The organism is Streptomyces sp. NPDC058231, from assembly GCF_042882275.1.
Classification (GTDB): Bacteria; Actinomycetota; Actinomycetes; order Streptomycetales; family Streptomycetaceae; genus Streptomyces.
In genome coordinates this window covers 17651-43338 of sequence record NZ_JBHVWN010000038.1, presented here as the reverse complement: position 1 = coordinate 43338, position 25688 = coordinate 17651, and the positions used below count along the sequence as shown (strand labels likewise).

At 70.0% G+C, this 25688-nt stretch carries 24 protein-coding genes; 10 read left to right on the top strand and 14 right to left on the bottom strand.

Features of this window, described 5'->3' with window-relative positions; translation table 11 throughout:
- Positions 1-50 precede the first annotated feature (50 nt).
- A complete protein-coding gene (locus ACFVXE_RS23740; RefSeq protein ID WP_389673859.1) occupies positions 51-1094 on the top strand; it encodes an alpha/beta fold hydrolase in 1044 nt (347 codons plus the stop codon).
- 289 nt (positions 1095-1383) lie between these two features.
- Here ACFVXE_RS23740 and ACFVXE_RS23735 read toward each other — a convergent pair whose 3' ends face one another.
- From ACFVXE_RS23735 to ACFVXE_RS23725, 3 genes are read right to left on the bottom strand one after another with little or no spacing between them, the layout of a single operon-like run.
- Positions 1384-2427 (bottom strand): ABC transporter substrate-binding protein, encoded by a 1044-nt coding sequence (locus tag ACFVXE_RS23735; protein WP_389673858.1) that lies wholly within the window; start codon positions 2425-2427, stop codon positions 1384-1386.
- Between the two features lie 52 nt (positions 2428-2479).
- Positions 2480-3343: an ABC transporter permease gene (locus ACFVXE_RS23730; protein WP_389673856.1), complete on the bottom strand. Its 864-nt coding sequence runs from the start codon at positions 3341-3343 to the stop codon at positions 2480-2482.
- Positions 3333-4148: an ABC transporter ATP-binding protein gene (locus ACFVXE_RS23725; protein ID WP_389673854.1), complete on the bottom strand. Its 816-nt coding sequence runs from the start codon at positions 4146-4148 to the stop codon at positions 3333-3335. Before ACFVXE_RS23725 ends, ACFVXE_RS23730 begins: the two co-directional genes overlap by 11 nt.
- A gap of 217 nt (positions 4149-4365) precedes the next feature.
- Between ACFVXE_RS23725 and ACFVXE_RS23720 the strand changes: the two genes are divergently transcribed.
- The 5 genes from ACFVXE_RS23720 to ACFVXE_RS23700 all read left to right on the top strand — a co-directional run bounded on the left by ACFVXE_RS23720 (position 4366) and on the right by ACFVXE_RS23700 (position 9682).
- Entirely contained in the window at positions 4366-5964 is a 1599-nt protein-coding gene (locus ACFVXE_RS23720; RefSeq protein ID WP_389673852.1) for an ATP-binding protein, read from the top strand.
- Positions 5961-6659 carry a response regulator gene (locus tag ACFVXE_RS23715; RefSeq protein ID WP_389673850.1) on the top strand — a complete coding sequence of 233 codons (699 nt, stop codon included), beginning with the start codon at positions 5961-5963 and terminating at the stop codon, positions 6657-6659. The genes ACFVXE_RS23720 and ACFVXE_RS23715 overlap by 4 nt, the downstream gene beginning before the upstream one ends.
- Positions 6660-6912: 253 nt before the next feature.
- Entirely contained in the window at positions 6913-7302 is a 390-nt protein-coding gene (locus ACFVXE_RS23710; RefSeq protein ID WP_389673849.1) for a hypothetical protein, read from the top strand.
- Positions 7303-7628: 326 nt separating this feature from the next.
- Positions 7629-9155: an MFS transporter gene (locus ACFVXE_RS23705; protein ID WP_389673847.1), complete on the top strand. Its 1527-nt coding sequence runs from the start codon at positions 7629-7631 to the stop codon at positions 9153-9155.
- A gap of 116 nt (positions 9156-9271) precedes the next feature.
- The gene (locus tag ACFVXE_RS23700; protein WP_389673845.1) at positions 9272-9682 is read left to right on the top strand and encodes a VOC family protein; all 411 of its coding nucleotides are present in this window, start codon (positions 9272-9274) and stop codon (positions 9680-9682) included.
- Between the two features lie 105 nt (positions 9683-9787).
- On the opposite strand, the gene ACFVXE_RS23695 is transcribed toward ACFVXE_RS23700, so the two are convergent.
- Genes ACFVXE_RS23695 through ACFVXE_RS23670 form a run of 6 tightly spaced genes read right to left on the bottom strand, consistent with a single transcriptional unit; the run spans position 9788 to position 17529 of the window.
- Complete coding sequence (locus ACFVXE_RS23695; RefSeq protein ID WP_389673843.1) at positions 9788-12169, bottom strand: family 43 glycosylhydrolase; 2382 nt, start codon at positions 12167-12169, stop codon at positions 9788-9790.
- 5 nt (positions 12170-12174) lie between these two features.
- A complete protein-coding gene (locus ACFVXE_RS23690; RefSeq protein ID WP_389673841.1) occupies positions 12175-13686 on the bottom strand; it encodes a sulfatase-like hydrolase/transferase in 1512 nt (503 codons plus the stop codon).
- Positions 13683-14666, bottom strand: a complete 984-nt coding sequence (locus ACFVXE_RS23685) for an aliphatic sulfonate ABC transporter substrate-binding protein (RefSeq protein ID WP_389673839.1) — start codon at positions 14664-14666, stop codon at positions 13683-13685. Before ACFVXE_RS23685 ends, ACFVXE_RS23690 begins: the two co-directional genes overlap by 4 nt.
- A 60-nt stretch (positions 14667-14726) precedes the next feature.
- Positions 14727-15500 (bottom strand): ABC transporter ATP-binding protein, encoded by a 774-nt coding sequence (locus ACFVXE_RS23680; RefSeq protein ID WP_389673838.1) that lies wholly within the window; start codon positions 15498-15500, stop codon positions 14727-14729.
- Entirely contained in the window at positions 15497-16324 is an 828-nt protein-coding gene (locus tag ACFVXE_RS23675; RefSeq protein WP_389673836.1) for an ABC transporter permease, read from the bottom strand. The genes ACFVXE_RS23680 and ACFVXE_RS23675 overlap by 4 nt, the downstream gene beginning before the upstream one ends.
- Positions 16321-17529, bottom strand: coding sequence for an ROK family protein (locus tag ACFVXE_RS23670; RefSeq protein ID WP_389673834.1), 1209 nt, complete (start codon positions 17527-17529; stop codon positions 16321-16323). The genes ACFVXE_RS23675 and ACFVXE_RS23670 overlap by 4 nt, the downstream gene beginning before the upstream one ends.
- A 499-nt stretch (positions 17530-18028) precedes the next feature.
- Between ACFVXE_RS23670 and ACFVXE_RS23665 the strand changes: the two genes are divergently transcribed.
- Entirely contained in the window at positions 18029-18724 is a 696-nt protein-coding gene (locus tag ACFVXE_RS23665; protein ID WP_389673832.1) for an NADPH-dependent F420 reductase, read from the top strand.
- 96 nt (positions 18725-18820) lie between these two features.
- On the opposite strand, the gene ACFVXE_RS23660 is transcribed toward ACFVXE_RS23665, so the two are convergent.
- The 5 genes from ACFVXE_RS23660 to ACFVXE_RS23640 form a co-directional block, all read right to left on the bottom strand.
- On the bottom strand, positions 18821-20047 hold the full coding sequence (locus ACFVXE_RS23660) for a cytochrome P450 (RefSeq protein ID WP_389673831.1): 1227 nt from the start codon (positions 20045-20047) through the stop codon (positions 18821-18823).
- Between the two features lie 12 nt (positions 20048-20059).
- Positions 20060-21433 (bottom strand): NAD(P)/FAD-dependent oxidoreductase, encoded by a 1374-nt coding sequence (locus ACFVXE_RS23655; protein WP_389673829.1) that lies wholly within the window; start codon positions 21431-21433, stop codon positions 20060-20062.
- Positions 21430-21639 carry a ferredoxin gene (locus ACFVXE_RS23650; RefSeq protein ID WP_389673827.1) on the bottom strand — a complete coding sequence of 70 codons (210 nt, stop codon included), beginning with the start codon at positions 21637-21639 and terminating at the stop codon, positions 21430-21432. Before ACFVXE_RS23650 ends, ACFVXE_RS23655 begins: the two co-directional genes overlap by 4 nt.
- Before the next feature lie 25 nt (positions 21640-21664).
- On the bottom strand, positions 21665-22174 hold the full coding sequence (locus ACFVXE_RS23645; RefSeq protein WP_389673825.1) for a DUF664 domain-containing protein: 510 nt from the start codon (positions 22172-22174) through the stop codon (positions 21665-21667).
- Between the two features lie 126 nt (positions 22175-22300).
- Complete coding sequence (locus tag ACFVXE_RS23640) at positions 22301-22756, bottom strand: hypothetical protein (RefSeq protein WP_389673917.1); 456 nt, start codon at positions 22754-22756, stop codon at positions 22301-22303.
- Between the two features lie 356 nt (positions 22757-23112).
- Here ACFVXE_RS23640 and ACFVXE_RS23635 point away from each other — a divergent pair, with 356 nt between their 5' ends.
- The 3 genes from ACFVXE_RS23635 to ACFVXE_RS23625 all read left to right on the top strand — a co-directional run bounded on the left by ACFVXE_RS23635 (position 23113) and on the right by ACFVXE_RS23625 (position 25659).
- Positions 23113-23484 (top strand): VOC family protein, encoded by a 372-nt coding sequence (locus tag ACFVXE_RS23635; protein ID WP_389673823.1) that lies wholly within the window; start codon positions 23113-23115, stop codon positions 23482-23484.
- Between the two features lie 593 nt (positions 23485-24077).
- A complete protein-coding gene (locus ACFVXE_RS23630; protein WP_389673821.1) occupies positions 24078-24539 on the top strand; it encodes a cyclic nucleotide-binding domain-containing protein in 462 nt (153 codons plus the stop codon).
- 82 nt (positions 24540-24621) lie between these two features.
- Positions 24622-25659, top strand: a complete 1038-nt coding sequence (locus ACFVXE_RS23625) for a zinc-binding alcohol dehydrogenase family protein (RefSeq protein ID WP_389673819.1) — start codon at positions 24622-24624, stop codon at positions 25657-25659.
- The last annotated feature ends 29 nt before the right edge of the window (positions 25660-25688 follow it).

Below are 25688 nucleotides of genomic sequence, written 5' to 3'. Positions count from 1 at the left end.
ATTTATCCAATCGTTTGGTATGCATGAGCGCATAGAACCTTCGCGGAGAGGTGCACACCATCGACAGGCGAACGTTTTCCAAGATTCTCGCCGTAGGAACAGCCGGAGCCTCGGTTTCGGCGCTCTCGGCGACAACGGCTTCGGCGCCCTACCGGAAAGGAACGGCGGCGCCTCCCTCGGACAAGCCGGGGAACACATCCCTCGGGCCGCTCAAGCAGATCAATGCCGGGGTTCTGAACATCGGTTATGCCGAAGCCGGCCCGGCAGGCGGCCACCCGGTCATCCTTCTGCACGGCTGGCCCTACGACATCCACAGCTTTGTCGACGTGGCGCCTCTGCTGGCCGAGCGGGGCTACAGAGTGATCGTCCCGTACCTGCGGGGCCACGGCACGACACGCTTCCGTTCGAGCAAGGCGTTCCTCAACGGCCAGCAGTCGGTCTTCGCTGTCGACCTCATCGCACTGATGGACGCGCTGAAGATCGAGAAGGCGATCCTGGCCGGGTTCGACTGGGGATCGCGGACGGCCGACATCGTCGCGGCGCTCTGGCCGGATCGCTGCAAGGCGCTGGTCTCGGTGACCGGCTATCTGATCACTGATCGTGAGTTCAACAAGAAGCCGCTCGTACCCAAGGCCGAGTGGACGTGGTGGTACCAATTCTATTTCGCGACGGAAAGGGGTCAGCTCGGCCTTGCGAAGTACAGGCACGATTTCGCGAGACTGATCTGGAAGAACGTCTCCCCGACGTGGAGATTCGACAACGCGACGTTCGATCGCACGGCAACGGCGTTCGACAATCCGGACTGGGTCCCCATTGTGATCCACAACTATCGCTGGCGGCTCAGCCTGGCCAAGGGCGACCCGCAGTTCGACGGTCTCGAGGCGCAGCTCGCCCGGAGCCCCGCCATCTCGCTCCCCACCCTCACCCTCGACGGTGAGCTCGACCCCTTCACGCCCCCTGGGGACGGCGCGAGCTATCGCAGCCACTTCACCGGCGCATACGCGCACCGAACGCTGAAGGGCATCGGGCACAACGTGCCGCAGGAAGCGCCGAAGGCCTTTGCCGACGCCGTCGTCGAAGTCGACGGCCTCTGATCAGCCGGCCCACGGACGGACCTGCGGAGGAGTTCGTCCGCAGGTCCGTGCGTGTCGCACCCCATCCGGGCACGGCAGTTCGGGCAGGCGTGCCCGGATGAGGTGCCGCGCGCGGGAGCGGAGCCCCCCGCTGAACGGCTTCTCCGCCGAGCGGATCAGGCACGTTCGGGAGCTCCGCCACCCGGTGCGTACGTCATTCACGTGGTCGCGTCCATCGAGGTGCCGACGGCCCGTCGACCGGTGGCGGGCCGGCAACCCTGGTGTGGGCGGCCGCGGTGGACGCGTGCGGTCAGCCCGCCTTCTTGACGAACTCGGTGGTGAACGTCTTGTCGAGGTCGACCTTGGCGTTCTTCAGGTTCGGGTTGAAGGCCTTCAGGACCCGCTCGACGGTGGCCGGTCCGTCGGCCGGCATGACACCGTCCTTCGTGAACATGGGCAGCGTGCTCTTGATGGCCTGCGCATAGAGAGCCTTGCCGCCGCCCTGTGCGTAGTCGGCGGGCATCTTGGCCGCGATGTCGTCGGCGCTGTGCGTGGACATCCACTTCAGCGTCCGCACGAACGCGTTGGCCAGCTTCTGGACGGTGTCCTTGTGGCTGTCGACCCACTCCGTCTGCATGTAGAGGCTGGAGGAAGGGTAGAGCCCACCGAGCGCCTGCTTGGAGCCCTCGGGGGTGCGCATGTCGATGAGGATCTTGCCGAGCTTCTTGTCCAGGATGGTGGCGACGGTCGGGTCGGTGGTCATGCCGCCCTGGATGGAGCCCTGCTGAAGTGCGGAGATGAAGGTCTGGCCCGCGCCCACCGCGACCGGCGTGAACTGGCTGGTCTGCACGTCGCTGTTGACGGCGAGGTACTTCGTCAGGAAGTCGGTCGAGGAGCCGATGCCCGTCACACCGAGCTTCTTGCCCTTGAAGTCCTTCGCCGACGTGATGTCGCCCGCCGCCTGGTTGGAGACGATCTCGACCTCACCTGGAGCCTGCGAGAGCTGCACGACCGACTCGACCTGCTTGCCCTTCACCTGGAGGTCGAGGGTGTGGTCGTAGAAGCCCACCGTGCCCTGGACATCACCGGAGACCAGCGCCGTCTCGGCCTGGACACCCGCGGGCTCGGTCAGGAGCTGGACCGACACTCCCTCGTCCTTGAAGTAGCCCAGTCGCTCGGTGAGCATCGCGGGCAGATAGATGACCTTGTCGAGGCCCCCCACCATGATCTTGACCTTGACGTCCTTGCCGCCGGAGGCGGAGGTGGAGCCGGAGTCGCCGCCGCAGGCGGTCAGGGTGGTCAGGGCGAGTGCGCCGGCGACGGCGACGGCCGAGATCCGGGTGAACGTACGCATCTGGTTCACGTCCTTGTGAAGAGACAATCGGGTGAGCGGATGGCAGGTGATGTCAGCGTGCCGAGCCGGAGTCGACCGGCTTCCAGCGGAAGAGCCGCTTCTCCAGGAAGGTCAACAGACCTTCGGCCAGCAGGGCGACGACCGCGAGGATGACCATGGCGGCATAGACGCCGGCGGCGTTGAAGGTGCCTTGGGACGCGGCGACCAGCAGCCCGAGCCCCTTGGTGGCACCGATGTACTCGCCGACGATGGCTCCGATGAGCGCGAAGCCGAAGCTCACGTGGAGGCTGGTGAAGATCCACGACGTGGCCGAGGGAATGACCACCTGGAAGGTGACCTGACGAGCGCTGGCACCCAGGATGCGGGAGTTGGCGACGAGGTTCCGGTCCACTTCCCTGGCGCCCTGGAACGCGTTGAAGAAGACGGGGAAGAACACCAGGACGACCGCGGAGGCCACCTTCGATGCAGGGCCGAGACCGAACCAGATCAGGAAGATCGGCGCGAGCACGATGCGCGGCAGGGCGTTGAGCACCTTGATGTACGGGCCGAGGACGTCGGCGGCGAAGCGGACGCGTCCCAGCGCGATCCCGAGCAGCACACCGGCGATCACACCGATCACCCAGCCCAGCAGCGCTTCGTAGAGCGTGTACCAGATCTGCTCCCACAGAGAGCCCTGGGCGGTGCCGTCGACGACCCAGGTACGGATCTGGTCCCAGATCTTCGACGGCATCGAGAAGTTGAACGGGTCGATGACCGCGGTCCGGGCCAGCCACTCCCACAGTCCGACGACCGCGAGGAGCAGTGCGATCCGGCTGCCGAGCACCAGGATCCTGCGGTTGCGGGTGGCCCGTGCCCGGGCCTGGGTCCGTTCGGTCCCGGGGGCGGCGGAGCTCGCGGTGATGGTTTCAGGCGACATCGAGGGCACCCCTCTCGCGGGTGATGCGGACCTCTTCGCCGAGCGAGGACCAGATCTCCCGGTAGATCTCGAGGAACCGGGGCTCCAGACGGACCTGTTCCACCTTGCGGGGGCGGGGCAGATCGATCTCGAAGACCTCCTTGACGGTGGCCGGTCCCGCGGTCATGACCACGACCTTGTCGGCCAGTGCGATGGACTCCTCCAGGTCATGGGTGACGAACACGACGGAGGCGCCGGTCCCGGCCCACAACTCCAGCAGCTCGTCCGACATCAGCGCCCGGGTCTGCACATCGAGTGCGGAGAAGGGTTCGTCCATGAGCAGGATCTCGGGGTCGTTGACGAAGGTGGCCGCGAGGGCGACACGCTTGCGCTGACCGCCGGAGAGCTGGTGGGGGTAGCGGTCCTCGAAGGAGGAGAGGCCGACCCGGGCCAGCCACTCCCGGGCCCGTTCCTTCGCCTCGGGCTTCGGGACGCCCCGGAAACGAGGGCCCGCCATCACGTTGGACAGCACGGTGCGCCAGGGGAAGACGGCGTCCTGCTGGAAGACGAAGCCGACCTTGTCGCCGATGCCGCGCACCGGCTCACCGGCCACCAGCACCTCTCCCTCGGTCGGCTCCTCCAGGCCGCTGACCAGTGTCAGCGTCGTCGACTTGCCGCATCCCGTAGGTCCCACCACGGCAACGAACTCACCGCGCCCGATCGTGAGGTCCAGATCCCGTACGGCGGTGTGGAGCGCCCCCGACGGAGTCCGGAACGCTTTGCTCGCCCCCCGCAACTCGATGGCGGGGCTCGTTTGGCTGTTCATGGAGCGGGACGCTAGGTGCGACCCGGTCGTGGCGGCACCCTTGCGCTCACAACTCCTGCTTCTGCTCATAACCTGCGGTTCTGCTCGTTCTGCTCACGCACGCACAACAAAAGCGCTACGGGGGCTGGTCAGCGGCGGCAGCGGCGTTTACGTTGCGTTCACACAAGTCAAGCGGAGCTTCGGATTCCAGGGCCGGCGGAAGGCAGAGTGCGTACGCATGCGGATTCACTGGCCCCGCCGCGTCTTCGCCCAGGTCCTGTTCACCCAGGTGGCCATCACGACCGGGGTGGTCATGCTCGTCACGGGGCTCTTCCTCGCCCCGCTCAGCCATCAGCTCGACGACCAGGCGATGCGTCAGGCCCTGTCCATCGCCCAGACCGCCGCCGCCGAACCCGAACTGGCGCAGCACCTGACGGGCAGCGACCCCAGCCCCGACGGACCGGTGCAGGCCGAGGCGGAGCGGATCCGCCGGGCCACCGGTGCGCTCTACATCGTGGTCATGGACACCCGTGGGGTCCGTTGGTCGCACACCGACATCGAGCAGATCGGCAGGCACGTCTCCACCGATCCCAGCACGGCTCTCGCCGGCCGGGAGATCATGCAGATCGACAACGGAACCCTGGGGCGCTCCGCACGGGCCAAGGTCCCCCTGCGCGACGAGCACGGGGCAGTCATCGGCGCCGTCTCGGTGGGAATCGCCTACGACAGCGTCCGTGAGCGGCTGCTCGGAACCATTCCCGGGCTCCTCCTCTACTCGGGCACCGCACTCGCCGCGGGGGTGCTGGCGGCCCTCGCCGTCTCGCGTCGCCTGCAGCGCAGCACCCATGGGCTTGCCTTCGCCGACATCTCCGCACTGCTGGACGAGCGCGAGGCCATGCTGCACAGCATTCGCGAAGCGGTTCTCGCGCTCGACGCCCGGGGACGGATACGGCTCCTCAACGACGAGGCGCAGCGCCTGCTGGAGTTGACCCCGGACGCGGTCGGACGTGAGCTGGGCGAGGTACTGCCCCCGGGCCGCACGGCGGAAGTGCTGGCAGGTCGCGTCGACGGGGCGAACCTGCTGACCGTCTGCAGGGGGCGTGTCCTGCTCGCCAACCGCATGCCGACCGGGGACGGCGGGGCCGTGGTCACCCTGCGCGACCGCACGGAGCTGGAGCTGCTCGGCCGCGAACTGGACGCCACACACGGGCTCCTCGACGCGCTCCGCGCTCAGGACCACGAGCACGCCAACCGGTTGCACACCCTGCTCGGCCTGCTGGAACTCGGGCGGCACGAAGCGGCGGTGGAGTTCGTCGTGGAGGTGGCCGACGGTCACCGGGCATCGGCGGAACAGGTGACGGAGCGCGTCAAGGACCCTCTGCTGTCCGCGCTGCTGGTGGGCAAGACGGCCATCGCGGCGGAGCGGGGCGCATCCTTGCACATCTCCCCCGGCACCCTCCTGCCCGACGTGGTGGTCGACCCCCGCGACCTGGTGACCGTCCTCGGCAACCTCATCGACAACGCACTGGACGTCGCCTCGTTCATCGAGGTCGAGCTCCTGACGGAGGGCACCACGGCGGTGCTTCGGGTCAGCGACAACGGTCCGGGGGTGGCGCCCGACATGCGCGAACAGATCTTCACCGAGGGCTGGTCCACCAAGAAGTCGCCCGCGCACCGGGGCCGCGGGCTCGGCCTGGCGCTGGTACGCCGTCTCGCAGAGCGTTACGGAGGCGTTGCCCGCGTCAGTGCCCGGGCCGGCGGTGGCGCGGTCTTCACCGTCGTCCTGCCCGAGACGCTCGCCGTCCGGCAGTTGACCGAAGTGGGAGAGTTGCAATGATCGACGTCCTCGTCGTGGACGACGACTTCCGTGTGGCCGAGATCAACGCGGCGTACGTGGCCAAGGTGCCCGGTTTCCGCGTCGTCTCCCGTGCGCACACCGCTGCGCAGGCGCTGTCCGTGCTGGAACGCGACCATGTCGACCTCGTGCTTCTCGATCACTACCTTCCGGACGAGACGGGACTGACGCTGGTACGGCGACTGCGCCAGCGCGGCCACCAGGCAGACGTGATCATGGTGACGGCGGCTCGCGATGTCACGACCGTCCAGACCGCCATGCGCTACGGCGCCCTGCAGTACCTGGTCAAGCCTTTCAACTTCAACGGTCTGCGTTCCAAGCTGGAGAGCTACGCGGCCCTGCGCCGCACTCTCGAAGGGGTGGGCGGCGGCCGGGGCGAGGCCGGCCAGGAGCAGGTGGACCAGATATTCGGGGCGCTCCGCACCCCTGAGGCCGTCGCCGCGGCCGGGCTGCCCAAGGGGCACTCCGCTCCCACCGCCGACGTCATCCGTCACGTCCTGGCCGCAGCCGACGAACCGCTGTCCGCCCACGAGGTCGCCGCCCGCGCCGGTTTGAGCCGTTCCACCGCCCAGCGATACCTCAAGTACCTGGAGAGCGCGGGCCGCATCAGCCTCAGCCTCAAGTACGGCGACACCGGCCGGCCGGAACACCGTTATGCGTGGGCCCGGTCGAGTTGAGCCGGCGAGGCCCGCAGCGCTGAACCGGGCCCCTCGGCTGCCGGGCCGCCGGGAATTTCCCGGGTCACGCGCCGCCCGCGAAGCAGATCGCGCCGCTGCAGTTCATCACACAGCGTGACAACGCCGGCGTCCGGGCCTTCCTTCCGTTCGATATGACCGGTTTACGGGCACATGAAAGAATTGCCCTGTCAGCTCGTGGGCCGGTACCCGGGCCCTACGGGCCGGAAGACCGAACCTCGATGGAGGGCATTTCATGTCCGAGCAACGGAAGCCATCCCAGCCATCGCACGGCGAAGGACCGAGTCGGCACGGTGGAAAGCACCAGCACGGCTGGTCGTCGGATGTCGACGAGACCCACCAGCAGGACAACCCGAGCGCCCATCGCTCCTTCCATCCCGAGGAATACGCACCGGACTCGGGGAGCGGGCGAAAGGTGTCCAAGGAAGAGAAGACGGGCGTTCCCGCCGACACCGCAAAGAGCACCAGCCGTCGAGGTGAGGACCTGGCCGGGCGGTCCAAGGAAAAGGGCCTGCACGACACGGGCAGCAAGGGCCACTCGGGTCGGCCCAGCGGGACCAAGGACGCGTCGGCCGGCACGGGGGTGGACCCCCAGGACCCCAAGGGCGGCCCTCGACAGGGTTAGGCTGCACCAGCCGCTTTCGCCCCGGTGAGTGACCTCTCCGGGGCGGTTCCACAGGGCGGAGGTGTCCCGCAACCCCGGCGCACCGTGTGGTGACGCTGAACGCGACCTGCACGGCCCGTGGCCGCGCAGTGCACCTCGCACACCTCTGCTCATGGACCCACTGCTCGTACACCCTCGTGTTTCTGCTCGTACACCCTGATGGACAACCGGCGCGCCCTCTCCACCAGGGCCTCGACCCATGGTGCTGTTTATCCCCTTGGCCCCGGGGTACCCGGCCTCGGCGCCAAGGGCGGCGCCGGAAGCCGCCCTCCCAGGAGGCGGAGTCCATGAGCCGAAGCGGACAAGCGGTCACCGGAACGGTCACGACGAAGGTCCCCGCGAGACTGGACCGCCTGCCGTGGTCCCGATGGCACTGGATGATCGTCATCGGCCTGGGCACCGTCTGGATCCTGGACGGCCTGGAAGTGACCGTCGTCGGGAACATCGCCGGCCGGCTCTCCGAGCCCGGCAGCGGTCTGCCGATCAGCAGCGCCCAGGTCACGGGCGTGGCGGCAGCGCTCTACGTGGCGGGGGCCTGTTCCGGCGCCCTCTTCTTCGGCTGGCTCACGGACCGTCACGGCCGCAAGAAGCTCTTCCTGCTCACACTCACCGTCTATCTCGCGGCGACCGCTCTCACCGCCGTCTCCTTCTCCGTCTGGTGGTTCTTCCTCTTCCGCTTCCTGACCGGGTTCGGCATCGGCGGCGAGTACGCGGCCATCAACTCCGCCATCGACGAACTGATCCCCAGCAGGTTCCGGGGCCGGGTGGACCTGATCATCAACGGCAGTTACTGGCTGGGGGCGATGGGCGGCGCCCTGCTGTCGGTCCTCGCACTCGACACCGACATCTTCCCCAAGGATGTCGGCTGGCGGCTGACGTTCGCCCTCGGCGTCGTCCTGGGACTGGTCATCCTTCTCGTACGCCGCCATGTGCCGGAGAGCCCGCGGTGGATGTTCATCCACGGACGGTCCGAGGGCGCGGAAGAGCTCGTCGACGAAGTGGAGAGGGAGATCGAGGAGGAGACGGGCCGCCCGCTCCCCGCGGCAGAGACCGAGATCACCGTCGAACAGCGCCGCAGCATCGGCTTCATCGAGATCGGGAAGACCGTCTTCCGTGACTACCCCAAGCGTGCGACGCTCGGCTTCGCGCTCTTCGTCGGGCAGGCGTTCCTCTACAACGCGATCACTTTCGGCTTCGGCTCGATCCTGGTCACGTTCTTCGACGTCTCCACCGGAACAACCGGCTACTTCTTCGCCGCCATCGCGTTCTGCAACTTCCTGGGCCCACTGTTCCTGGGCCGTCTCTTCGACACCTGGGGCCGCCGGCCGATGATCGCGGGGACGTACATCCTCTCCGGTGTGCTGCTGTTCCTCACCGCCTGGCTGTTCGATGCCGGACGGCTCGACGCCGTCACCATGACGCTGTGCTGGTGCGTCGTCCTGTTCTTCGCCTCGGCGGGTGCCAGTTCGGCGTACCTGACAGTCAGTGAGATCTTCCCGATGGAGACGCGGGCCATGGCGATCGCCTTCTTCTACGCGATCGGGACGGCGACCGGTGGCATCTCCGGTCCCCTGATCTTCGCGGGCCTGACGCAGAGCGGAGTCGTCGCGGACGCCGCTCTCGCGTTCTGTGTGGGGGCGGCCCTGATGGTGATCGCGGGCCTGGTGGCCGTCTTCTTCGCGGTGGCCGCAGAACAGAAGTCGCTGGAGCAGATCGCCACGCCGCTCTCGGCGGTCACGTCACAGGACAGCGCTCCGCGACGCGGGCCCGACGACAGGAAGCCGGGGTCCCCGCCGGGTGCGCCGACGATGTGACGCCCCCTCGGACGGGCTGCCGGGCCGGGGGTCGCATCCGGCTCCGTTCGGACGGCCCCGGGAGCGGGTCACGTGCGGCCCGGCGTGAGCGGACGGACCCGGGGTAGCCGGGGAACATGACTGTCGAGAAGACGAGCGTCCTGGTTCTGGACTGTGCCGAACCGCTGGAACTGGCCGAGTTCTACTCCCACTTGCTCGGCGCGGAGACAAGGATCGGAAATGATCCCGACTTCGTGGAGATCGTCGGACACAGCGGCGTACATCTGGCGATCCACCGCGACCACGGCTACGCGCCACCGAGCTGGCCGCGCCCGGAGGACTCCCAGCAGGCGCATCTGCGGATACTGGTGGGCCGCGGCGACATGGACGAGGCGGAGCGTGAAGCGATCGGTCTGGGCGCGAGGCCGGTCGACACGAAGGACAACAGCGGTCCGCGCGATGTCAGGGTCTACATGGATCCCGCGGGGCATTCGTTCTCGCTCGCCGTGTACCCGTTGCCGGATCCGGTGCTCCGGCCGAACGTCTGAGCAGCCTCGGCTCCGCCCGGCCGGTTCCGGGAGCGTGGACACTCCGTGCAGGTGTGCGCTCGCCCTCGCACGCACACCTGCACGGCCCTGCCCGACGGTGACCGGTCAGTGTGACCGCCGCGACGCGCCGTAGGTCCGCACGTAGTCGAAACCGGCCACGGCTCCCGAGCGGTTCAGGGAAATCAGACCGATCTTCAGGTCCCCCTTGACGGGAAGGGTCCAGACGCTGCCGCGGGACCAGTGGATGCCGTCGCGACTCGTGGACGCGCGGACCTCGTGCTCCTGGGCGGCGGCGTCCAGACGGTGCGTCAGGCGGAGCCACAGCGTATCGGCGGTCGGCCCCCCGAACATGGGCCCGTTGGCGACCGGGGTCGGCGGGGTGGTGGTGGGACGTTCACCCTCCTTGCCGAATTCGGTCACGTGGAGAAGGGCACCGTTCCCGTTGTTGAGCGGCAGCACCGAGTGGACGAGCTTCAGCCAGCGGTCATCGTTCTCGTACAGGACGAGGCCCGCCTGCTGCGCATCCCGGTCCGGGGCGAAACGCAGCTTCGTCTCGACCGTGTAGTCGCCCTCCGGCGCGTCCCGAACGAGTACCGAGGCGCTGTTGTCACCGAGGTGGAGCTCGGCGTCCTGGGTGGGCCATGTGAGGGAGCCGCCCGCCATCGCGACTCCGGCGGCCGGGCCGCGGACCCATTGCCACGGTGAGCCGGCCGTCGTGCCGGGGACCGTGGTCGAGTCGAATTCGTCGCTGTGGCCGGTGAGCAGCTTCCCCGGCTGCGCCACGTCCGCACGGACCGTCACCGGGTGGGCGAGGGCCGCCGCGCCCACGTTGTCCGCGGCGGCGCCCGTACCGCGTACAGCCGCGCCGACCGCACCCGCGCGGACCGCGACTGCGGGCAGGTCGCGGGTCTGCGAGGCCACCGGGTCGCGCAGCCGGTCGCCGGTCACCTCGACGGTCATCCGGGTGCCGCGCGTCTCCACGGCGACGTTGTGCCAGGTGTCCCAGGAGAATCCGGCCGGCAGGGCGCTGGTCCGCTCTCCCCTGCTGGTGCCACCCACCCGGACTTCGGTGACGAGCGCGGAGCGTGCGCGGTCGAGCCAGGCGACGACCTGGTTCCCTGGGTCCCGGTAGGCGAAGGCGAGGCCCGCCGCGCCGTCGGGCGAGGCGACCCTGAGGTCGGCCTCGGCCCGCAACTCCGCAGGTGCGTCGGCGGCGGAGACCAGATAGGCGGGACCGCTGCCCGACGGGGTGTGCGTGACATAGCCGTGGGCGTCCTGTTCCGACGCCGCCGACCAGCCGGTGGTGTTGTCACCTTGCGGGCGCCAGCCCGACAGGCCCGCCTCGTTGAACGTGCCGCCGGCGGCCCAGGTGGTCACCGGAGCAGTCGTCGGGCCGTCCGAGGGGCCTTCGCCCGCCCGTACGACGGGCCAGCCGTCGATCCAGTCGAGCCGGTCGATGAGCATGGGGCGCCGGGACAGCTTCAGCGAGCCGTTCGACGCCGGCGCCAGGTCCGGGGAGTCGGCGGGGATGCCGTGGTAGACCAGCCAGTCCTGGCCGGCGAGGTCGGTCTGGATCGCGTTGTGGCCCGGCCCGGTCCACCGGTTGCCGTCGGCGCCGACGACGACGCCCGCTTTGCTGGTGAGCGCCATCAGATCGGTGCCCTCGTCATCGGTGAACGGGCCGGTGGGGCTGGTCGAGCGCCCGGCCTTCACCTGGTAGCCGCTGTACGCGCCGTCGCAGCAGCCCCCGTCGGAGTAGAAGAGGTAGTAGAAGTCGTCGTGCCGTACGACGAACCCGCCCTCGACACGGCGGCCGCGGGCGACCTGGGTGACGGCGCCTTCGGTGCGGGTCCGGTCGCCGTTCAGTTCCGCCACGCAGATCGTGTCGTAGCTGCCCCAGTAGAGGTAGGGGGTTCCGTCGGTGTCGGTGAACTGTGCCTGGTCGATGTTGCCCGCCGGGCAGCCGCTCGGTGCCGGGAGCACGGAGCCCCGGTCGGTCCAGGGGCCGGTGGGAGTGGGGGCCGTGACGAGACCGACCGTGCCGCGGCCCGGCACGGAGTAGTAGAGGTAGTACCGGCCGAACGCGTAGTGCACGTCGGGGGCCCACAACCGCGAACCACCGTGCCAGGAAGGCTGGGTGGCCGGCGTGAAGACCTCTCCCGCGTACTCCCAGGTCACCATGTCGGCCGAGCGCAGGATCGGCAGGATGCGCTCACCGTCCTCGCCCTTGCTCTGGAAGACCGGGTTCTGGGTGCCGTACGCGTACCAGAGACCGTCCTTGCCGCGGATCATCGACGGGTCCGGGAAGGTGTCGACGGCCCCGGCGGACACCGGGTTGGTGTACGTCGCGATGGAGCGGTGCGCCGCCCCGCCGCGGGGCGCGTGCGCCGCCTGGGACGGCACGGTACCCAGGGCGGACAGCCATATCAGCGCGGCGAGTCCGGCGGCCCAGCGCGGGACGGACCGCCGGCGGATGGTCGTGCCCATGCGTCTCATCGTGTCTCCGTGATCGTCCCGCCCGGGGCCGCGGATGCGGTCCAGGCCGTGCCACCGGTCTCGAAGGAGCTGAGGCTCGGGTCGTGGTCCGAGGCACCGATGTCGTACATCGATGTCATCCAGTGGTAGAAGTTGTCGCCCCGGTCGCGCAGGAGTTCGTAGAGCCGACGCATCAGACGGCCGCGTACCGGGGCGAACTCGGGGTGCTCGTACCGGTTGCTGAGTTCGTGCGGGTCCCCCGTCAGGTCGTAGAGCTCGTTCACGGACTCGGGGTTGACGACGAGTTTGTAGCGGTCGTCGCGGATCATCCGCTGCGGGTACGGGAAGTGGTGGCCGTGGAACTCGGCAACCAGCTCCTGCGGCCAGTCCGGGTGCTCGCCGCGCACCAGCGGGACCAGGGAGCGGCTGTCCACGGCGGGTGAGGGGTCGCAGCCCGCCAGGTCGAGGAGGGTCGCGGTGCAGTCCGTCAGACCGACGAGCTCGTCCCGCACCTGCGGGGCCGCCCCGGGGATCCGCACGATGCCGGGGATGCGGTAGATGTCCTCGTACATGGCGGGGCCCTTGTCGTGCAGGCGGTGCGCACCGGTGAACTCGCCGTGGTCGGCCGTGAAGAACACCGATGTGGTGTCGTCCAGACCCAGTTCGTCCAGACGGGTCAGGATGCGGCCGATCTGCTCGTCGATGAGGGTGACGTATCCCCAGTAGACGGCGATCAGTTTGCGGCTGACCTCGATCGGAAGGGTGTCGAAGGTCCAGTGGGCGCTGTAGTTGCGCTGCACGGGAGGTTTTCCCTCGAAGGTCTCGGCGATCGACGCGGGCAGTTCGACGAGTCCGGGGTCGTACAGGTCGAAGTAGCCGTCGGGGAGCAGGTAGGGCAGGTGCGGGCCGAAGAAGTGCGTCGCGAGGAAGAACGGCCGGCCGTCCGCGGCATACCGTTCCAGTTGTTCGATGGCCCGGGTGGCGAGGTAGTACTCGAAGGTCGCCTCGACCGGCTGGTGCAGTCGCGCCGCGAGCAGATTGCCCGGGTTGCCGCCCGGTGCCGTACCGCGGACCGGATCGGAGATGCGGTACGGCGGCAGTCCGCGTTCCTCCAGGTAGGCCAGGTAGTCCGGATGGTCGACGGGGTTGTGCCAGCCGGGCAGGTCGGGTCCGTCGAAGCCGTAGGAGGCGGCGTTGCGGTGGGTGCCGCCGTGCCACTTGCCGATCAGCCCGAGCTGGTAGTCACGCTCGCTCAGCGCCGACGGGAAGGTGAAGGCGTCCTCGCGCAGATCCTCCAGATACCCCACGTTTCGCTCGTAGTTGGCGAGTAGCCGGTGGCGGAAGGGGGCCTGCCCGGTGAGCAGGCTGGCGCGGGCCGGGGTGCAGATCGCGGTCGGTGTGTAGAACCGGTCGAAGCGTGTCCCGGTGGCTGCGAGCCGGTCCAGGTGGGGGGTGGCGATGTGGGGGTTGCCGTAGCAGCCGAGGGTGTCCACCCGGTGCTGATCGGTCATCAGGAACAACAGGTTCACTTGCCGTACGCCTTCGTGTAGAGGTCACCCTCGTAGTACGTGTCCGGCGCCGGTGCCGACTTCAGCTGGCCCGTGCCGACGAAGAAGTCGCCGAGGCTGTTCAACCAGGAGTCGACGGTGCCGTCCTCGGTCTTCGCGACCAGGTCGGCGGTGGACATGGTCGTCACGTGGGCCGCGTCGGCAGCCACCTTCGCGCGGTCGACCTTCAGCAGGGCGGCCGCGGCGTCGATCGCCTCGTCGGGGTGGTCCGCGCGCCAGTCGTTCGCCCGCTGGAGCACCTTGACGACCTTGGTGTCGATCGTGGACTTCGTCGCGTTGCCGGCCACGAATGCGGTGGGGAATGCCTTGCCGGAGAATTCCTTGGTGCTGGCCACCTCGGTCAGGCCCGGCCTCCTGGCCTTGATGGTGTCGATCAGGGGGTACCAGAGGCCGGCGGCGTCGATCTGACCGGAGACGAAGGCGGAAACCACGGTGGACGGGTCCATCGGGACCTTCTTGATGTCCTTCGTCGTCATTCCCGCCTTCTGCAGGGCGAGGTTGAGGACCATGTCGCCGGAGGTGCCCTCGGGCACGCCCACCTTCTTGCCCTTGAGGTCCATCATGGAGGTGATGCCGGGCTGGGCGATGACCCGGTCGGCGTAGGCGAGGGTGTTCACGGCGACGACCTTCGCCTTGCCGGAGGCGGGCAGCCACATCGCGCCGGGTCCGATGTAGCCGTAGTCGAGGTCGCCCGCGCCCAGGGCCTGGATCTGGACGGGGCCGTTGGTGAAGACCTTGTAACGGGGCGACAGTCCCTCCTTCTTCCAGAGGCCCTGCTTGTCGGCGATGGCCAGCAGGCTCGCCCCGTTGTAGTCACTGATGTAACCGAACCGGACCGTCGTTCCGCCGTCGGCGGCGGAGTCGCCGGAGCATCCCGTGACGGAGAGTGCCAGGACGGACACGGCGGCGGCCGCCGCCAGAGCAGGCTGAGGTATACGCATGGCGAAGTGATCCTTGTGAGAGGGGTGGTGACGGAAGGTCGCTGCCGGGTCCCGGCAGCGTCAGGCGGTGGGGACGGGCTGGTGGTAGACGGCCTGCCACACGGTGTTGCGGATCCGGGCGAACTCGGGCGAGAGGCGGATGGCCTCGGTACGCGGATACGGCAGGTCCACGTCGACGGCCGTGTGGACGCGACCGGGCCGGGCCGCCATCACCACGACGCGCCCGGCGAGGTACACGGCCTCGTCCACGTCGTGCGTGACGAACAGCACCGTGCGCCGCTCCCGGTTCCAGGTGTCCAGCAACTGGTCCTGCAGCTGGACCCTGGTGAGTGCGTCCAGGGCCCCGAACGGCTCGTCCATGAGCAGGACCTGGGGATCCACCGCGTAGGCGCGGGCGATGGCACAGCGTTGTTTCATCCCGCCGGACAGGGTCTTGGGGAGCGCGTCGGCGAAGTCACCGAGTCCGACCAGCTCGATGGCCCGTTGGGCCCTGCGCCTGCGTTCCGCGGGCGGCACGGAGGTCAGCTTCAGCCCGAACTCGACGTTGCCGCGTACGGTCAGCCAGGGGAAGAGCGCGTACTGCTGGAAGATGACGCCCCGGTCCGGTCCGGGACCGGTCACCGGCGCCCCGTCGACCAGGACCTCGCCCGACGTCGGGGTGGTGAGACCGGCCGCCAGGCTGAGAAGGGTGCTCTTGCCGCATCCGGACGGGCCCACCACGGTGACGAACTCCCGGTCCCCGATGTCGAGTGACACGTCGTCCAGAGCGGTGAACGTGGTGTGCTTCATCGGAAAGGTCCGGGACACGTTCCGGAAGGAGATCTTCGCGTTCATCGGGTTTCCTGCCAGCGGGTGAGTCGGTGTTCGGCGAGTTGCAGCAACCGGTCCATCAGCAGACCGAGGACGCCGATGGTGATCAGTCCGACGAAGATGGTGGGAAGGTCGTAGTAGAGCTGCGCCTGCTGCATCCGGAAGCCCAACCCTTCCTGGGCGGCGATGAGTTCGGCGGCCACCAGCGTTCCCCAGGCCGACCCGAGTCCGATTCGCATCCCGACGAGGATGAACGGGGCGGACGCGGGCACCACGACCTTCAGAAAAATGGTCCCGTCGCGCGCACCGAGCACGCGCGCCGCGTCGATCAGTGTCCGGTCGACTCCGACGACGCCCTGGAACGCCGCGACGACGCTCGACAGAAAGGCCGCCAGGAAGATCACGAACACCTTGGGCACCTCGCCGATGCCCAGCAGGACGATCGCCAACGGAATCATGGCCAGCGGCGGAATCGTACGGAAGAACTGCACGAACGGCTCCAGCAGACCGCGGGCCAACGGGTACCAGCCCATGAGGAATCCGACCGGCACCGCCGCGAGGGTGCCGAGCGCGAAACCGGTGAGGACGCGGCGCAGACTGGCCGCCGCGTCACCGGCCAGTGTGCCGTCGGCGATGAGTTCGCCCGCCCTGTCGGCCACGGCGAGCGGACCGGGCAGCGCTTGCACGCCGACCGAGGCGAGCAGCGCCCACACCGCCACACCGGCCGCCAGCGCGGTGAGGTTGAGGCCGAGAGCGGGAAGGCGCGGGCGCCGGGGCACACGGGCACGGGCCGGAAGAGCCTTGCCCTGCGCGGCCACCACCTGGACGGGGGACTGTGGGGAACTCATGCGTCGTCCTCGGGGTGTTCGGGGCCCGGGTAGCGGGCGAGCAGGGGCGATTCGTGGAGGGCGAGGGCCACCCCGCCATGGGCTCCGCCCGCTTCGCCGAGCGCGGCGCGCCGTACCGACACGCGGTCCCTGGCGAGGGGCAGTACGTGCGCGTCGAGCGCCTGTCCGACCGGTGCGAGCAAAGCTTCTCCGGCCTCGGCGAGTTCGCCGCCGAGCACGATCACGCCGGGGCCGACGGCGTTGACGACCGCGGCGAGTACCGCTCCGATCCGTGTTCCGGCCGCCCGCAATACGTCGTGCGCCACCCGGTCGCCGGATGCGAGCGCCGTCAGGAGAGCGGGCATCTCGGCGGCGTGCCCGCCACGGGCACGGAAGGCCTCGAGGACTGCGCCCACCGATGCGACCGTCTCCAGGCACCCGGTGCCGCCGCACTCGCAGGGGCCGCCGCGGGGGTCGGCGGTGATGTGCCCGAGCTCGCCCGCGAGACCCTCGGCGCCCCGGTGCAGCGAGCCGTTGACCACGAGACCGCCGCCGACCCCGTGCGAGAGCCGGAGGTACAGGACGTCCCGGCTGCCGGCCGCCACGCCCCAGGTGGACTCGGCGAGTGCGGCGAGCCTGGTGTTGTTGTCCAGCAGCACCGGCGCGCCGAACCGCTTCCCGAGCAGCTCGTCCAGGACCGCGTGCGGCCCGTCCGGTCCGTCATCGCCGGCCTGGAGTACCGGCCCCACCACACCCACGCCGATCGCACCGGTCGCACCGAGCGCCGACAGCCGCAGTGTGCCGCCGGCCAGCGACGCCACCAGCCGCTCGGCCAGTTCGACCCGGCCCTCCCAGGAGAGCTCCGGTGGGTGCGCCAGGCTCGCGGATCCGATCACCTCGTGCGCGACATTGGCCGCGGCCACATGGACGGCGCGGCGCGCGAAGTCGATCCCGACGGCCTGCCCGGCCGCCGGGTCGAGCGTCAGACGTTCGACCGGACGACCACGCCTGCGGGGTCCCGGATTCGCCGCCGACGAGACGACGGCACCGCTCGCGACCAGGGTTCCGACGATGTCGTACAGCGTCGTGCGCGACAGCCCTGCCCGGCGCCCCAGCTCGGCGCGGCTCTGCGGGCCGTGCCGGCGCAGCAGGCCGAGTACGCGTTCCTCGTGCCCGCGTCTGAGACGCGCGAGAGGGCCACCTTGAGAGTGCATGGCGCTCAGCATGGTGAGGGCGCGATTTTTTCGTCAACGTCCCGGAAAAATATTCATGTTGCCGCAATACGCAACCGCAGGGCCCCGGCGCCGTCCCCGTCGGTCCCTCGGCCGGACGTCACGCCTGCGGCGCAATCCCGGGTTCGCGGTGGTGCTGTCCGGGGTCCCACGGGTACGGGCCGGCGCCCGGCAGCTGCGCACCCCGTCCGGCGGAACCGTACGGGCGGAATCCACCCTGGTCCCGCAAGAATCCGGTCCCGCAAGGTGACTCCGGGAACGGGACCGGCACCCGGGCCGCCGCTCGCGAAGCCCGTCCCCCACGCCTCCGGGCCGTCGCCGGCCGGGCGGAGACGGCCGCGAGGCGCTCGTCCCCCGGGTTGCACTCGGTAGCGGCCTCTCACAGTCTGGAGATTCGGGCACGGACAGCCCGCCGGGCGTCGTCGTCCGCGCGCAGCTGTCCGCTCCTGCGCTGTTCCCCCTGTCCCCCGCCCTCTCCTGTTCAGGAGCAGTCGTGAAGATCGGCATCATCGGCGCCGGAAACATCGGCGGCACTCTGACCCGGCGTCTGTCCGAACTCGGGCACGATGTGTCGGTCGCCAACTCGCGAGGCCCGCACACCCTCGTCGACCTCGCCTCGGCGACCGGCGCACACAACGTTCCGGTGGAGGCGGTGGCCCGCAGGGCGGAACTCGTCGTGGTGACGATTCCGCAGTTCCGGGTTCCCGACCTGCCGGCCGGGATCTTCGACGGGGCCGCCGACGAACTGATCGTCGTCGACACCGGGAACTACTACCCGCAGCAGCGGGACGGCCGCATCGACGAGATCGAGGACGGCATGCCGGAGAGCCGGTGGGTCGAGACACGGCTGAAGCGGCCGGTGATCAAGGCGTTCAACAACATCTACGCGCAGCATCTCTCGGACAACGGCCTGCCGGCCGGAACCCCCGGGCGTATCGCGCTGCCCGTGGCAGGGGACGACAGGGCCGCCCGGGCGATCGTGATGGACGTGGTGGACACGCTCGGCTTTGATCCGGTCGCCGCCGGGGAGATCGAGGAGTCGTGGCGCCAGCAGCCGGGCACCCCGGTGTACACCACCGACAAGGACGCCGACGGCGTCCGGCAGGCACTCGCCCAGGCAAGCCCCGAGCGGGCCCCCGAGTGGCGGGCCACCACCGGCAGCCCCGGTACCTTCACCCAGCCCGCCTGAGCCACCTTCGCCAGGCCGGCACGGCCCCGGTCCGGGGATCCGTGCGCCACGGCCCAGCAGGCCCGGGCAGGGGACCCGCTGGCCGATGGCGGCGGCCTACTCTCCTGCGCCGCACCCGATCAGGAGGTGGCGGGGACCGCGCAGCACGGGGCTGCGCCGGTACGGGGGCGGGTCCTCGATCAGCCGTGTGCCGTCGAGGACGCGAAGGAGCGCGTCGAGTGCGATCTGCGCCTCGATCCGGGCGAGCGGGGCGCCGAAGCAGTTGTGGATGCCGCTGCCGAACCCGAAGTGCTGATTGTCCCTCCGCATCGGGTCGAAGCGGTCCGGGTCGTCGAACCTCCGGGGATCGCGGTTCCCGGAGGCGAGCACCAGAATCAACGCGGAGCCCCGGGGAACGGTGATGCCCGCGACGTCGATGTCGGTGAGCGGCGAGCGCTGGGGCAGGAATTGGACGGGCGGCTCGTAACGCAGCAATTCCTCCACCGCCCTCGGAATGAGCTCCGGCGCGGCACGCAACTGCTCCATGACCTCGGGGTGGCGGAACAGGGTGAGCATGCCGTTGGTGATCAGGTTGACGGTCGTCTCGTGTCCGGCGATGAGCAGCAGTACGGCTGTGGCCATCAGTTCCGGCCGGGTGAGACGCCCCTCGGGCCCCTCGTCGTTCGCGAGGGCGGAAAGCATGTCTCCGGTCGGGTGGCGGCGCCGGTCCTCCGCCAGATCGCCCAGGTATGTCGCCATGGCCGACCGCGCCTCCTGGGCGGCTTTCCGGCGCTGCGCCGGGTCGTCACCCGGAGTGGGGTCGAAACCGGCGATGACGGCGTTCGTCCAGGCGCGGACGCGCTCCACGTCCTCCTGCGGCACGCCCAGCAGACCGCAGATCACGGTGACGGGAAGCGGATAGGCGAAGTCTTCGACGAGATCGATCCGGCCCTTGTCCCGGAACGACCGGATCAGTTCCTCGGCGATCCGGGTGATGTCGCCGTGCAGGGCGTCGATCCGCCCCGGGGAGTGCGGCGGCCCGAAGGGGCGCATGGCGAGGCGGCGGAGCCGGTCGTGTTCGGGGTCGTCGACACCGATGAAGGCCGGCGGCATGTCGTCCGACCTGGCCAGGGCCACGTCCGGGTCGGGGTCCTTGCGGTTGCCGAGGTCCGAACTGATCCGCGGGTCATGGAGCAGAGCGGCGATCTCGTGGTAAGTGCCCACCAGGTAGCTGCCGTTGTCCTGTCGCACGACTCCGCTCTCGCGCAGCTCCGCGTAGAGCGGATAGGGGTCGGCGCGGTTCGCGTAGTCGGTGATGCGCTCGAAGAGGGTGTTCGGGGGCATGGTCGGAGCTCCTCATCGACGGGGGTCGGCGGCCGGGGTCGGCACGAGGGTGAGATGCCGGTCCGGCAGATGACCGGTGAGAGCCACGGTCGGGCCGTGCGAGAGCAGTTGCGGGGCCGGTACGTCGGAGGGGACGGGTACGGGCGGACCCGGCCGGTCGGCGGCACCGGGCCCGGGCGGAAACGGTGCGGCCGTCTCGATGAGGTACCGGTAGTACTCCAGCCACTTGGCTCGGTTCACACTGACGGCGGCGGTGACACGTCCGCGGTAGCCGTAGACCGCGACGAAGCGCCCCTCGCGCAACGAGCCCTGGGCGATCACCACTTGGTCGGAGAAGGTCGGTACGCCCACGGATTTGATGTTGAGGCCGAACTGGCTGGACCAGAAGGCGGGCACCGTCAGGTGCGGGCGTCGCCGTGGACCGGGGCTGATCATGTTGTGGGCCGCCACCTCGGCCTGTGCGACCGCGTTGCCCCAGTGTTCGAGGGAGAGCATCTGGTAGTCGAAGAGCGGGTGCGGGAAACGCGCCACGTCTCCGGCGACGAAGACATCGTCGGTGACGATCCCGTACATGTCGAAGGCACGGCACCCCGCGTCGCAGGCAATGCCCCGGGGGCCCGCGGCCAGGCCCGATCCGTCGAGCCATTCGACGTTGCGGACGGCGCCCAGAGCGACCACGGCGACGTCGGCATCGATCCGGCCTCCGTCGGAGAAGTCGGCGCCGGTGAGCCGGCCTTCGCTGCCTCTCAGCGCGGTGACGGTCACACGGCAGCGCAGGTCGACCCCGTGTGCGCGTTGCAGCTTCCCGGCGTAGCCGCCGAGCGTCCCGCCGAGCGCGCCGACGAGGGGCGAGGGTCCGCGTTCGGCGACGGTCACTTCGAGGCCGCGTTCCCGGCACGCGGAGGCGATCTCCGAGCCGGTGAACCCTGCGCCGATCACCAGCACCCGGCGCGGACCGGCGTCGAGGCGTTCGGCGAGGCGGGCCGCGTCGTCGTTGGTACGCAGGGTGAGCACGCCGTCCAGTCGGGCTTCGCCGGGGTTCGGCCAGGGGCGGGCCCGGGTTCCGGTGGCGATCAGCAGCCGGTCGTAGGCGAGCTGTTCACCGTCGGCGAGAGTCACCTTCTTCCCGATCAGGTCGACCCCGGCGGCGCGCACTCCGAGCCTCCACCGTGCGTCCACCTCGCGGCGGCCCGGCAGCCCGACGTCCTGCGCGCGCACCCGCCCGAGCAGCACCTGCTTGGACAGCGGGGGCCTGTCGTACGGGGGATGTGGCTCCTCCCCCACCAGGGTCAGCGATCCGGCGAAGCCTTCCTCGCGCAGTGTCTCGGCGGCACGCAGACCTGCCAGTGACGCCCCGACGACAACGATCCGGTCCGGTCCGTTCACCGGACTCCGATGCCTGCCGGCTCGCCGACGAGGATGGCCTGCACCGGACAGGCCGCCGCCGCCCGGCGGACGCGTTCGTGCTGAGCGCCGGGGACGGCCGGCGTGAACATCAGTGCCTCCTCGCCATGCAGCTCGAACACCTGAGGGGCGAGGAAAACGCACTGCGCGTAGCCCTGGCAGCGGTTGAGGTCGACAACGATCTGCATGCCCGGATCCCGTCCGTGTCCGCTTCTACCGGCGTTCGAGCGAGCCCCGGACGAACGCCGCCTGGCCCACGTGCTGCAGGTCGTCCGCGATGACGCTGATCAGGCGGACGCCGAGGGTGACCGGCGGCGACCAGGACTCGTCCACGACGCGCGCCAGGGACCTGCCGTCGAGCCCGCGGATGAACTCGACGCTCTGTTCGTGAACGGCGTCGTGATAGCCGAGCAGCAGGTCGGGCGAGTCCACCTGCACGGCCGCGACCTGTCCGCTGCTCTGCCCGTACCCGGTGGCCCCCTTCTCGAAGGGGAGGTCGAACCGGGAGACCCAGTCCTGGGCGAACCAGACCTGTTCCACACCGGCCGCGTCCGAGACGTGGTCGTCCTGGACCCGGGTGAGATGCCACACGAGCCATGCGATCGAGTTCGCACCGTCGTCGAGCCGGGCGTTCAGGTCGCCGGCGGAGAGGCCCTCCACCGCCGAATGGACCGATTCCTGAATACGTGTGAACGCATCCGTCAAAAGGTCTGCGCTGTTCATGCGAACACCATCCCCGCTCGCGCACCCGGGCCCGGCCACCGACACGCGCCCGCGCGGCCCGCCGGCCTCGGTTCGCGTACGGCCCCGTGCCGCCGACCGGACTCCGGTACGTCGTCGCACGGCCCGTCAGCGCGGTCGGCGACAGCGCCTGGAGGCGTTTCCGCCTGCTCCGCGTGGCCCCGCCCCGAGGAAGCCGATTCCCATCCCCAGCAACCAGGAGTCCTTGGCCAGCGGAATGCCTGCCTGGGTGGGCCGCAGGCTGCCGGGCTCACGCAGGCCGGGGACCCGGAGGTAGAGACCGACCAGGCCACCGGAGAAACCGGTCAGGGCCAGTCCCGCCAGTCGGGTCGGGACGAAGGGCACGAGCAGTGTTCCGCCGACCGTGATCTCCGACCAGGCGAGCAGCCTGGTGAAGCGTGCCGCGTCCAGTTTCTTGAGGAACGGATAGGCGACGCACGCCATACCGTGCACGGCCGCGGCCGTCTCCGCGTCCGCCTTCAACTTGCTCAGCCCTGAGTTCAGGAAGAACGCACCGGTGACAAGGCGCGGGGCCACGTCACGTGTTTCGAGTTTCATCGCCATGGGAGTCTCCGTCGGTCTGCGGCTCGGCCCCTCGTCGGCCCCAAGGGCTGTCATGCGATCCGTGGTGGGTCGGCGCGCGGCGTCGGATGAGGTGCGTCGCCGGCCGCAGGGGCGTCCTCATACTGGGCGTATCCGGGCGTTCCGGCAACGCAGCGAGGTGCCGTGCCTGTCGTCCTGCGCCCGTCGGGGATCACGGGCAGCGAGCCGGCCAGGAGGTACCGGGGGTGCCCGTGGAGAGGGCCGGCTCGCTCGGCGCCGGACCGCGCAGCCCGCCGTAGCCGGGGTGTCCGCGTGTCGCATCGACCGGGCGGAGGGCCCCGGGTCCCGTTGCGCCGGCGTCTGCTTGACTCGGCGTCATGCTGAACATCGGATCGGTGGTGCTGGGCGTGTCGGACGTACCGCGTGCGGCCGCTTTCTGGACGCGGGCGCTGGGATACGTACCGCGCGACGCGATCGACGACAGCTGGACGGTGCTGCGGCCCCCGGAAGGGGCCGGGGTGCAGCTGTCGCTGGGGCGGAGCGGGACACCGGCGCAGGATCGTCCTCGGGTCCATCTGGACCTGTACGCGCGTGACGCGGCCGACCAGGCGGCGGAGGTGGAACGGCTGGTCGCGCTCGGGGCGACGCGGGTGGCGTGGGACCTCTATCCCGAGGACCCGGACTTCGTGGTCCTGGCCGATCCGGACGGGAACCGGTTCTGTGTGATCGACGCCGCCCGGGGCGGCTGAGCACGCGCCCGGCAGAGGCCGTGGCATGCCTGCCACGGCCGGCCCGGAGCCCCACTTCGGCAGGGGTCCCGCTTTCGCGGGCGCCGCACCGCCGCGGCCGGCACGCGTCACGGCCGACGATCCGGGCCCCGGCGCCATCCGTGAACGCACGGCGCCGGGGCGCCGCGGTCCTCCCTCAGTACGGCAACGGCCGCCCGGACGGGGTTCGCAGGTCAAGGGGCGGCGGGCCCGACGGAGGCGGCGGTCGACGGACGATTCTGATGCGGCTCACTGCCACCACCTCCTGGCGCTCACCGGGTATGTGCCCGGACGCGACCTCCGCAATCCTGCCGGAGATGATCCAATTTCGGGCCGACCGGGCCAGGCAGCACCCCCCGTACGGCCCAAACGGGCGGATCGCCGGGAAATCGCCCGGCGTACGGGGCACGCGGCCGATGCGGTACAGCGGGGTCGCACGTACGGCCTGTCCAGGGGTGGCCCACGAGCGAGCCGAGGCGCCGAGCCGCGCCTATCGTTCACACCGGACGGTCAGGCACGTGAACGGAGCTGTCACGCACGGTGGCCGCCGTTGTCCACCAGGGACGGAGGAGCCCATGGCGACGCGCTCAAGTCTGCTCGACGCACTCCCGCCCGAGAGCCGGCAGCGTCTCATCGACGAGGCGGCCCACGAGGTACCCCTGATTCTCGGTTCGCGCGTCTTCCGGGAAGGCGGGCGGGCCGACCGTTTCTGGATCATCAGGTCCGGCCGGGTCGAGATCGACCTCCATGTCCCCGGCCGTCGCGCGGCAGTCATCGAGACGCTGGGCCGGGACGACCTGCTCGGCTGGTCCTGGGTCTTCTCGCCGCACGTGTGGCGCCTGGGCGCCCGCGTGGTCCACGCGGGTCACGCCCTGGAGTTCGATGCCGCCACCGTCGAAGCGATGTGCGAGGAGGACGCGGTGCTGGGCCGGGCGGTGTACAAGTACGTGGCCGAGATGGTCGCGGCGCGGCTGTACGGTACGCGGACCCGGTTGCTGCAGCTGTACGGTCCCCAGGCCGGCCCCTCCGAGGACTGACCGGCGCCCGCGGCGCTGCCACTGCAACGGGGTACGTCACGGCCGGTTTGCCGGAGCCACCACGCGGTCGCAGGCTGGAACCATGGGGCTCCCCCATCACACCGCGCAGCGTGTCAGCGGCTGGGCCGTCGGAACGCCCGGGCCCATCCGTACAGGTCCCCTCGTGCGCGCACCGCGCCGGACGGTCTCGCCCGGCAGGGGCGAACTCCTGCTCCAGGTGGAAGCCTGCGGTGTCTGCCGCACGGATCTGCATCTGGCCGAAGGAGATCTGGCCCCGCACCGTCCGCAGACCATTCCGGGGCACGAGATCGTCGGCCGGGTGGCAGCACTCGGCGAAGCGGTCACGCTGTTCCGTGCGGGGGACCGGGTCGGCGGCGCCTGGCTGCGCGGTACCTGCGGGAGCTGCCGCTTCTGCGGGACGGGGCGGGAGAACCTCTGTCCCCGCTCCACCTACACGGGGTGGGACACCGATGGCGGCTTCGCCGACCTGGCCCTCCTCCCCGAGGCGTTCGCCTACCGTCTCCCCCCAGCCCGGGACGCCGCCCTGCTCGCCCCTCTCCTGTGCGCGGGCATCATCGGGTACCGGTCGCTGCGACGGAGCGCGCTGCCGAGGGGCGGGCGGCTCGGCATCTACGGTTTCGGCGCGTCGGCCCATCTGGCCGCCCAGGTCGCCCTGGCCGAGGGCGCGACCGTACATGTGATGACGCGATCCGCCCAGGCGCGTGAACTCGCGATACGCCTGGGCGCTTCATCGGCGGGCGGTGCCCACGCGAGCCCGCCGGAACCGCTGGACTCGGCCATCCTGTTCGCTCCGGTGGGTGACCTGGTGCCGGTGGCCCTGGAAGCGCTGGACCGGTCCGGCACCCTCGCCGTCGCCGGAATCCACCTCTCCGACATTCCCGTGCTGAATTACCAGCGGCATCTCTTCCAGGAGCGGAATCTGCGCAGTGTCACCTCCAACACCCGCCAGGACGGGCGGGAGTTCCTGGAACTGGCCGAGCGCATCGGCATCCAGGTCACCGTCAGCCGCTATCCGCCGGACCAGGCTGATCGGGCACTCGCCGACCTGGCCGCGGACCGGGTGAACGGAGCCGCGGTGCTCACCCCCGACAGCCGGTGACGGCCCACCGGACGGCAGGCAGGCCGTTC

Coding starts and splice junctions, on each gene's coding strand:
- ACFVXE_RS23625 (WP_389673819.1), top strand. CDS start 24,622: ATGGGGCTCCCCCATCACACCGCGCAGCGTGTCAGCGGCTGGGCCGTC.
- ACFVXE_RS23660 (WP_389673831.1), bottom strand. CDS start 20,047: ATGCCCCCGAACACCCTCTTCGAGCGCATCACCGACTACGCGAACCGC.
- ACFVXE_RS23635 (WP_389673823.1), top strand. CDS start 23,113: ATGCTGAACATCGGATCGGTGGTGCTGGGCGTGTCGGACGTACCGCGT.
- ACFVXE_RS23650 (WP_389673827.1), bottom strand. CDS start 21,639: ATGCAGATCGTTGTCGACCTCAACCGCTGCCAGGGCTACGCGCAGTGC.
- ACFVXE_RS23685 (WP_389673839.1), bottom strand. CDS start 14,666: ATGCGTATACCTCAGCCTGCTCTGGCGGCGGCCGCCGCCGTGTCCGTC.
- ACFVXE_RS23680 (WP_389673838.1), bottom strand. CDS start 15,500: ATGAACGCGAAGATCTCCTTCCGGAACGTGTCCCGGACCTTTCCGATG.
- ACFVXE_RS23735 (WP_389673858.1), bottom strand. CDS start 2,427: ATGCGTACGTTCACCCGGATCTCGGCCGTCGCCGTCGCCGGCGCACTC.
- ACFVXE_RS23630 (WP_389673821.1), top strand. CDS start 24,078: ATGGCGACGCGCTCAAGTCTGCTCGACGCACTCCCGCCCGAGAGCCGG.
- ACFVXE_RS23705 (WP_389673847.1), top strand. CDS start 7,629: ATGAGCCGAAGCGGACAAGCGGTCACCGGAACGGTCACGACGAAGGTC.
- ACFVXE_RS23720 (WP_389673852.1), top strand. CDS start 4,366: ATGCGGATTCACTGGCCCCGCCGCGTCTTCGCCCAGGTCCTGTTCACC.
- ACFVXE_RS23640 (WP_389673917.1), bottom strand. CDS start 22,756: ATGGCGATGAAACTCGAAACACGTGACGTGGCCCCGCGCCTTGTCACC.
- ACFVXE_RS23730 (WP_389673856.1), bottom strand. CDS start 3,343: ATGTCGCCTGAAACCATCACCGCGAGCTCCGCCGCCCCCGGGACCGAA.
- ACFVXE_RS23675 (WP_389673836.1), bottom strand. CDS start 16,324: ATGAGTTCCCCACAGTCCCCCGTCCAGGTGGTGGCCGCGCAGGGCAAG.
- ACFVXE_RS23645 (WP_389673825.1), bottom strand. CDS start 22,174: ATGAACAGCGCAGACCTTTTGACGGATGCGTTCACACGTATTCAGGAA.
- ACFVXE_RS23670 (WP_389673834.1), bottom strand. CDS start 17,529: ATGCTGAGCGCCATGCACTCTCAAGGTGGCCCTCTCGCGCGTCTCAGA.
- ACFVXE_RS23695 (WP_389673843.1), bottom strand. CDS start 12,169: ATGGGCACGACCATCCGCCGGCGGTCCGTCCCGCGCTGGGCCGCCGGA.
- ACFVXE_RS23715 (WP_389673850.1), top strand. CDS start 5,961: ATGATCGACGTCCTCGTCGTGGACGACGACTTCCGTGTGGCCGAGATC.
- ACFVXE_RS23710 (WP_389673849.1), top strand. CDS start 6,913: ATGTCCGAGCAACGGAAGCCATCCCAGCCATCGCACGGCGAAGGACCG.
- ACFVXE_RS23725 (WP_389673854.1), bottom strand. CDS start 4,148: ATGAACAGCCAAACGAGCCCCGCCATCGAGTTGCGGGGGGCGAGCAAA.
- ACFVXE_RS23700 (WP_389673845.1), top strand. CDS start 9,272: ATGACTGTCGAGAAGACGAGCGTCCTGGTTCTGGACTGTGCCGAACCG.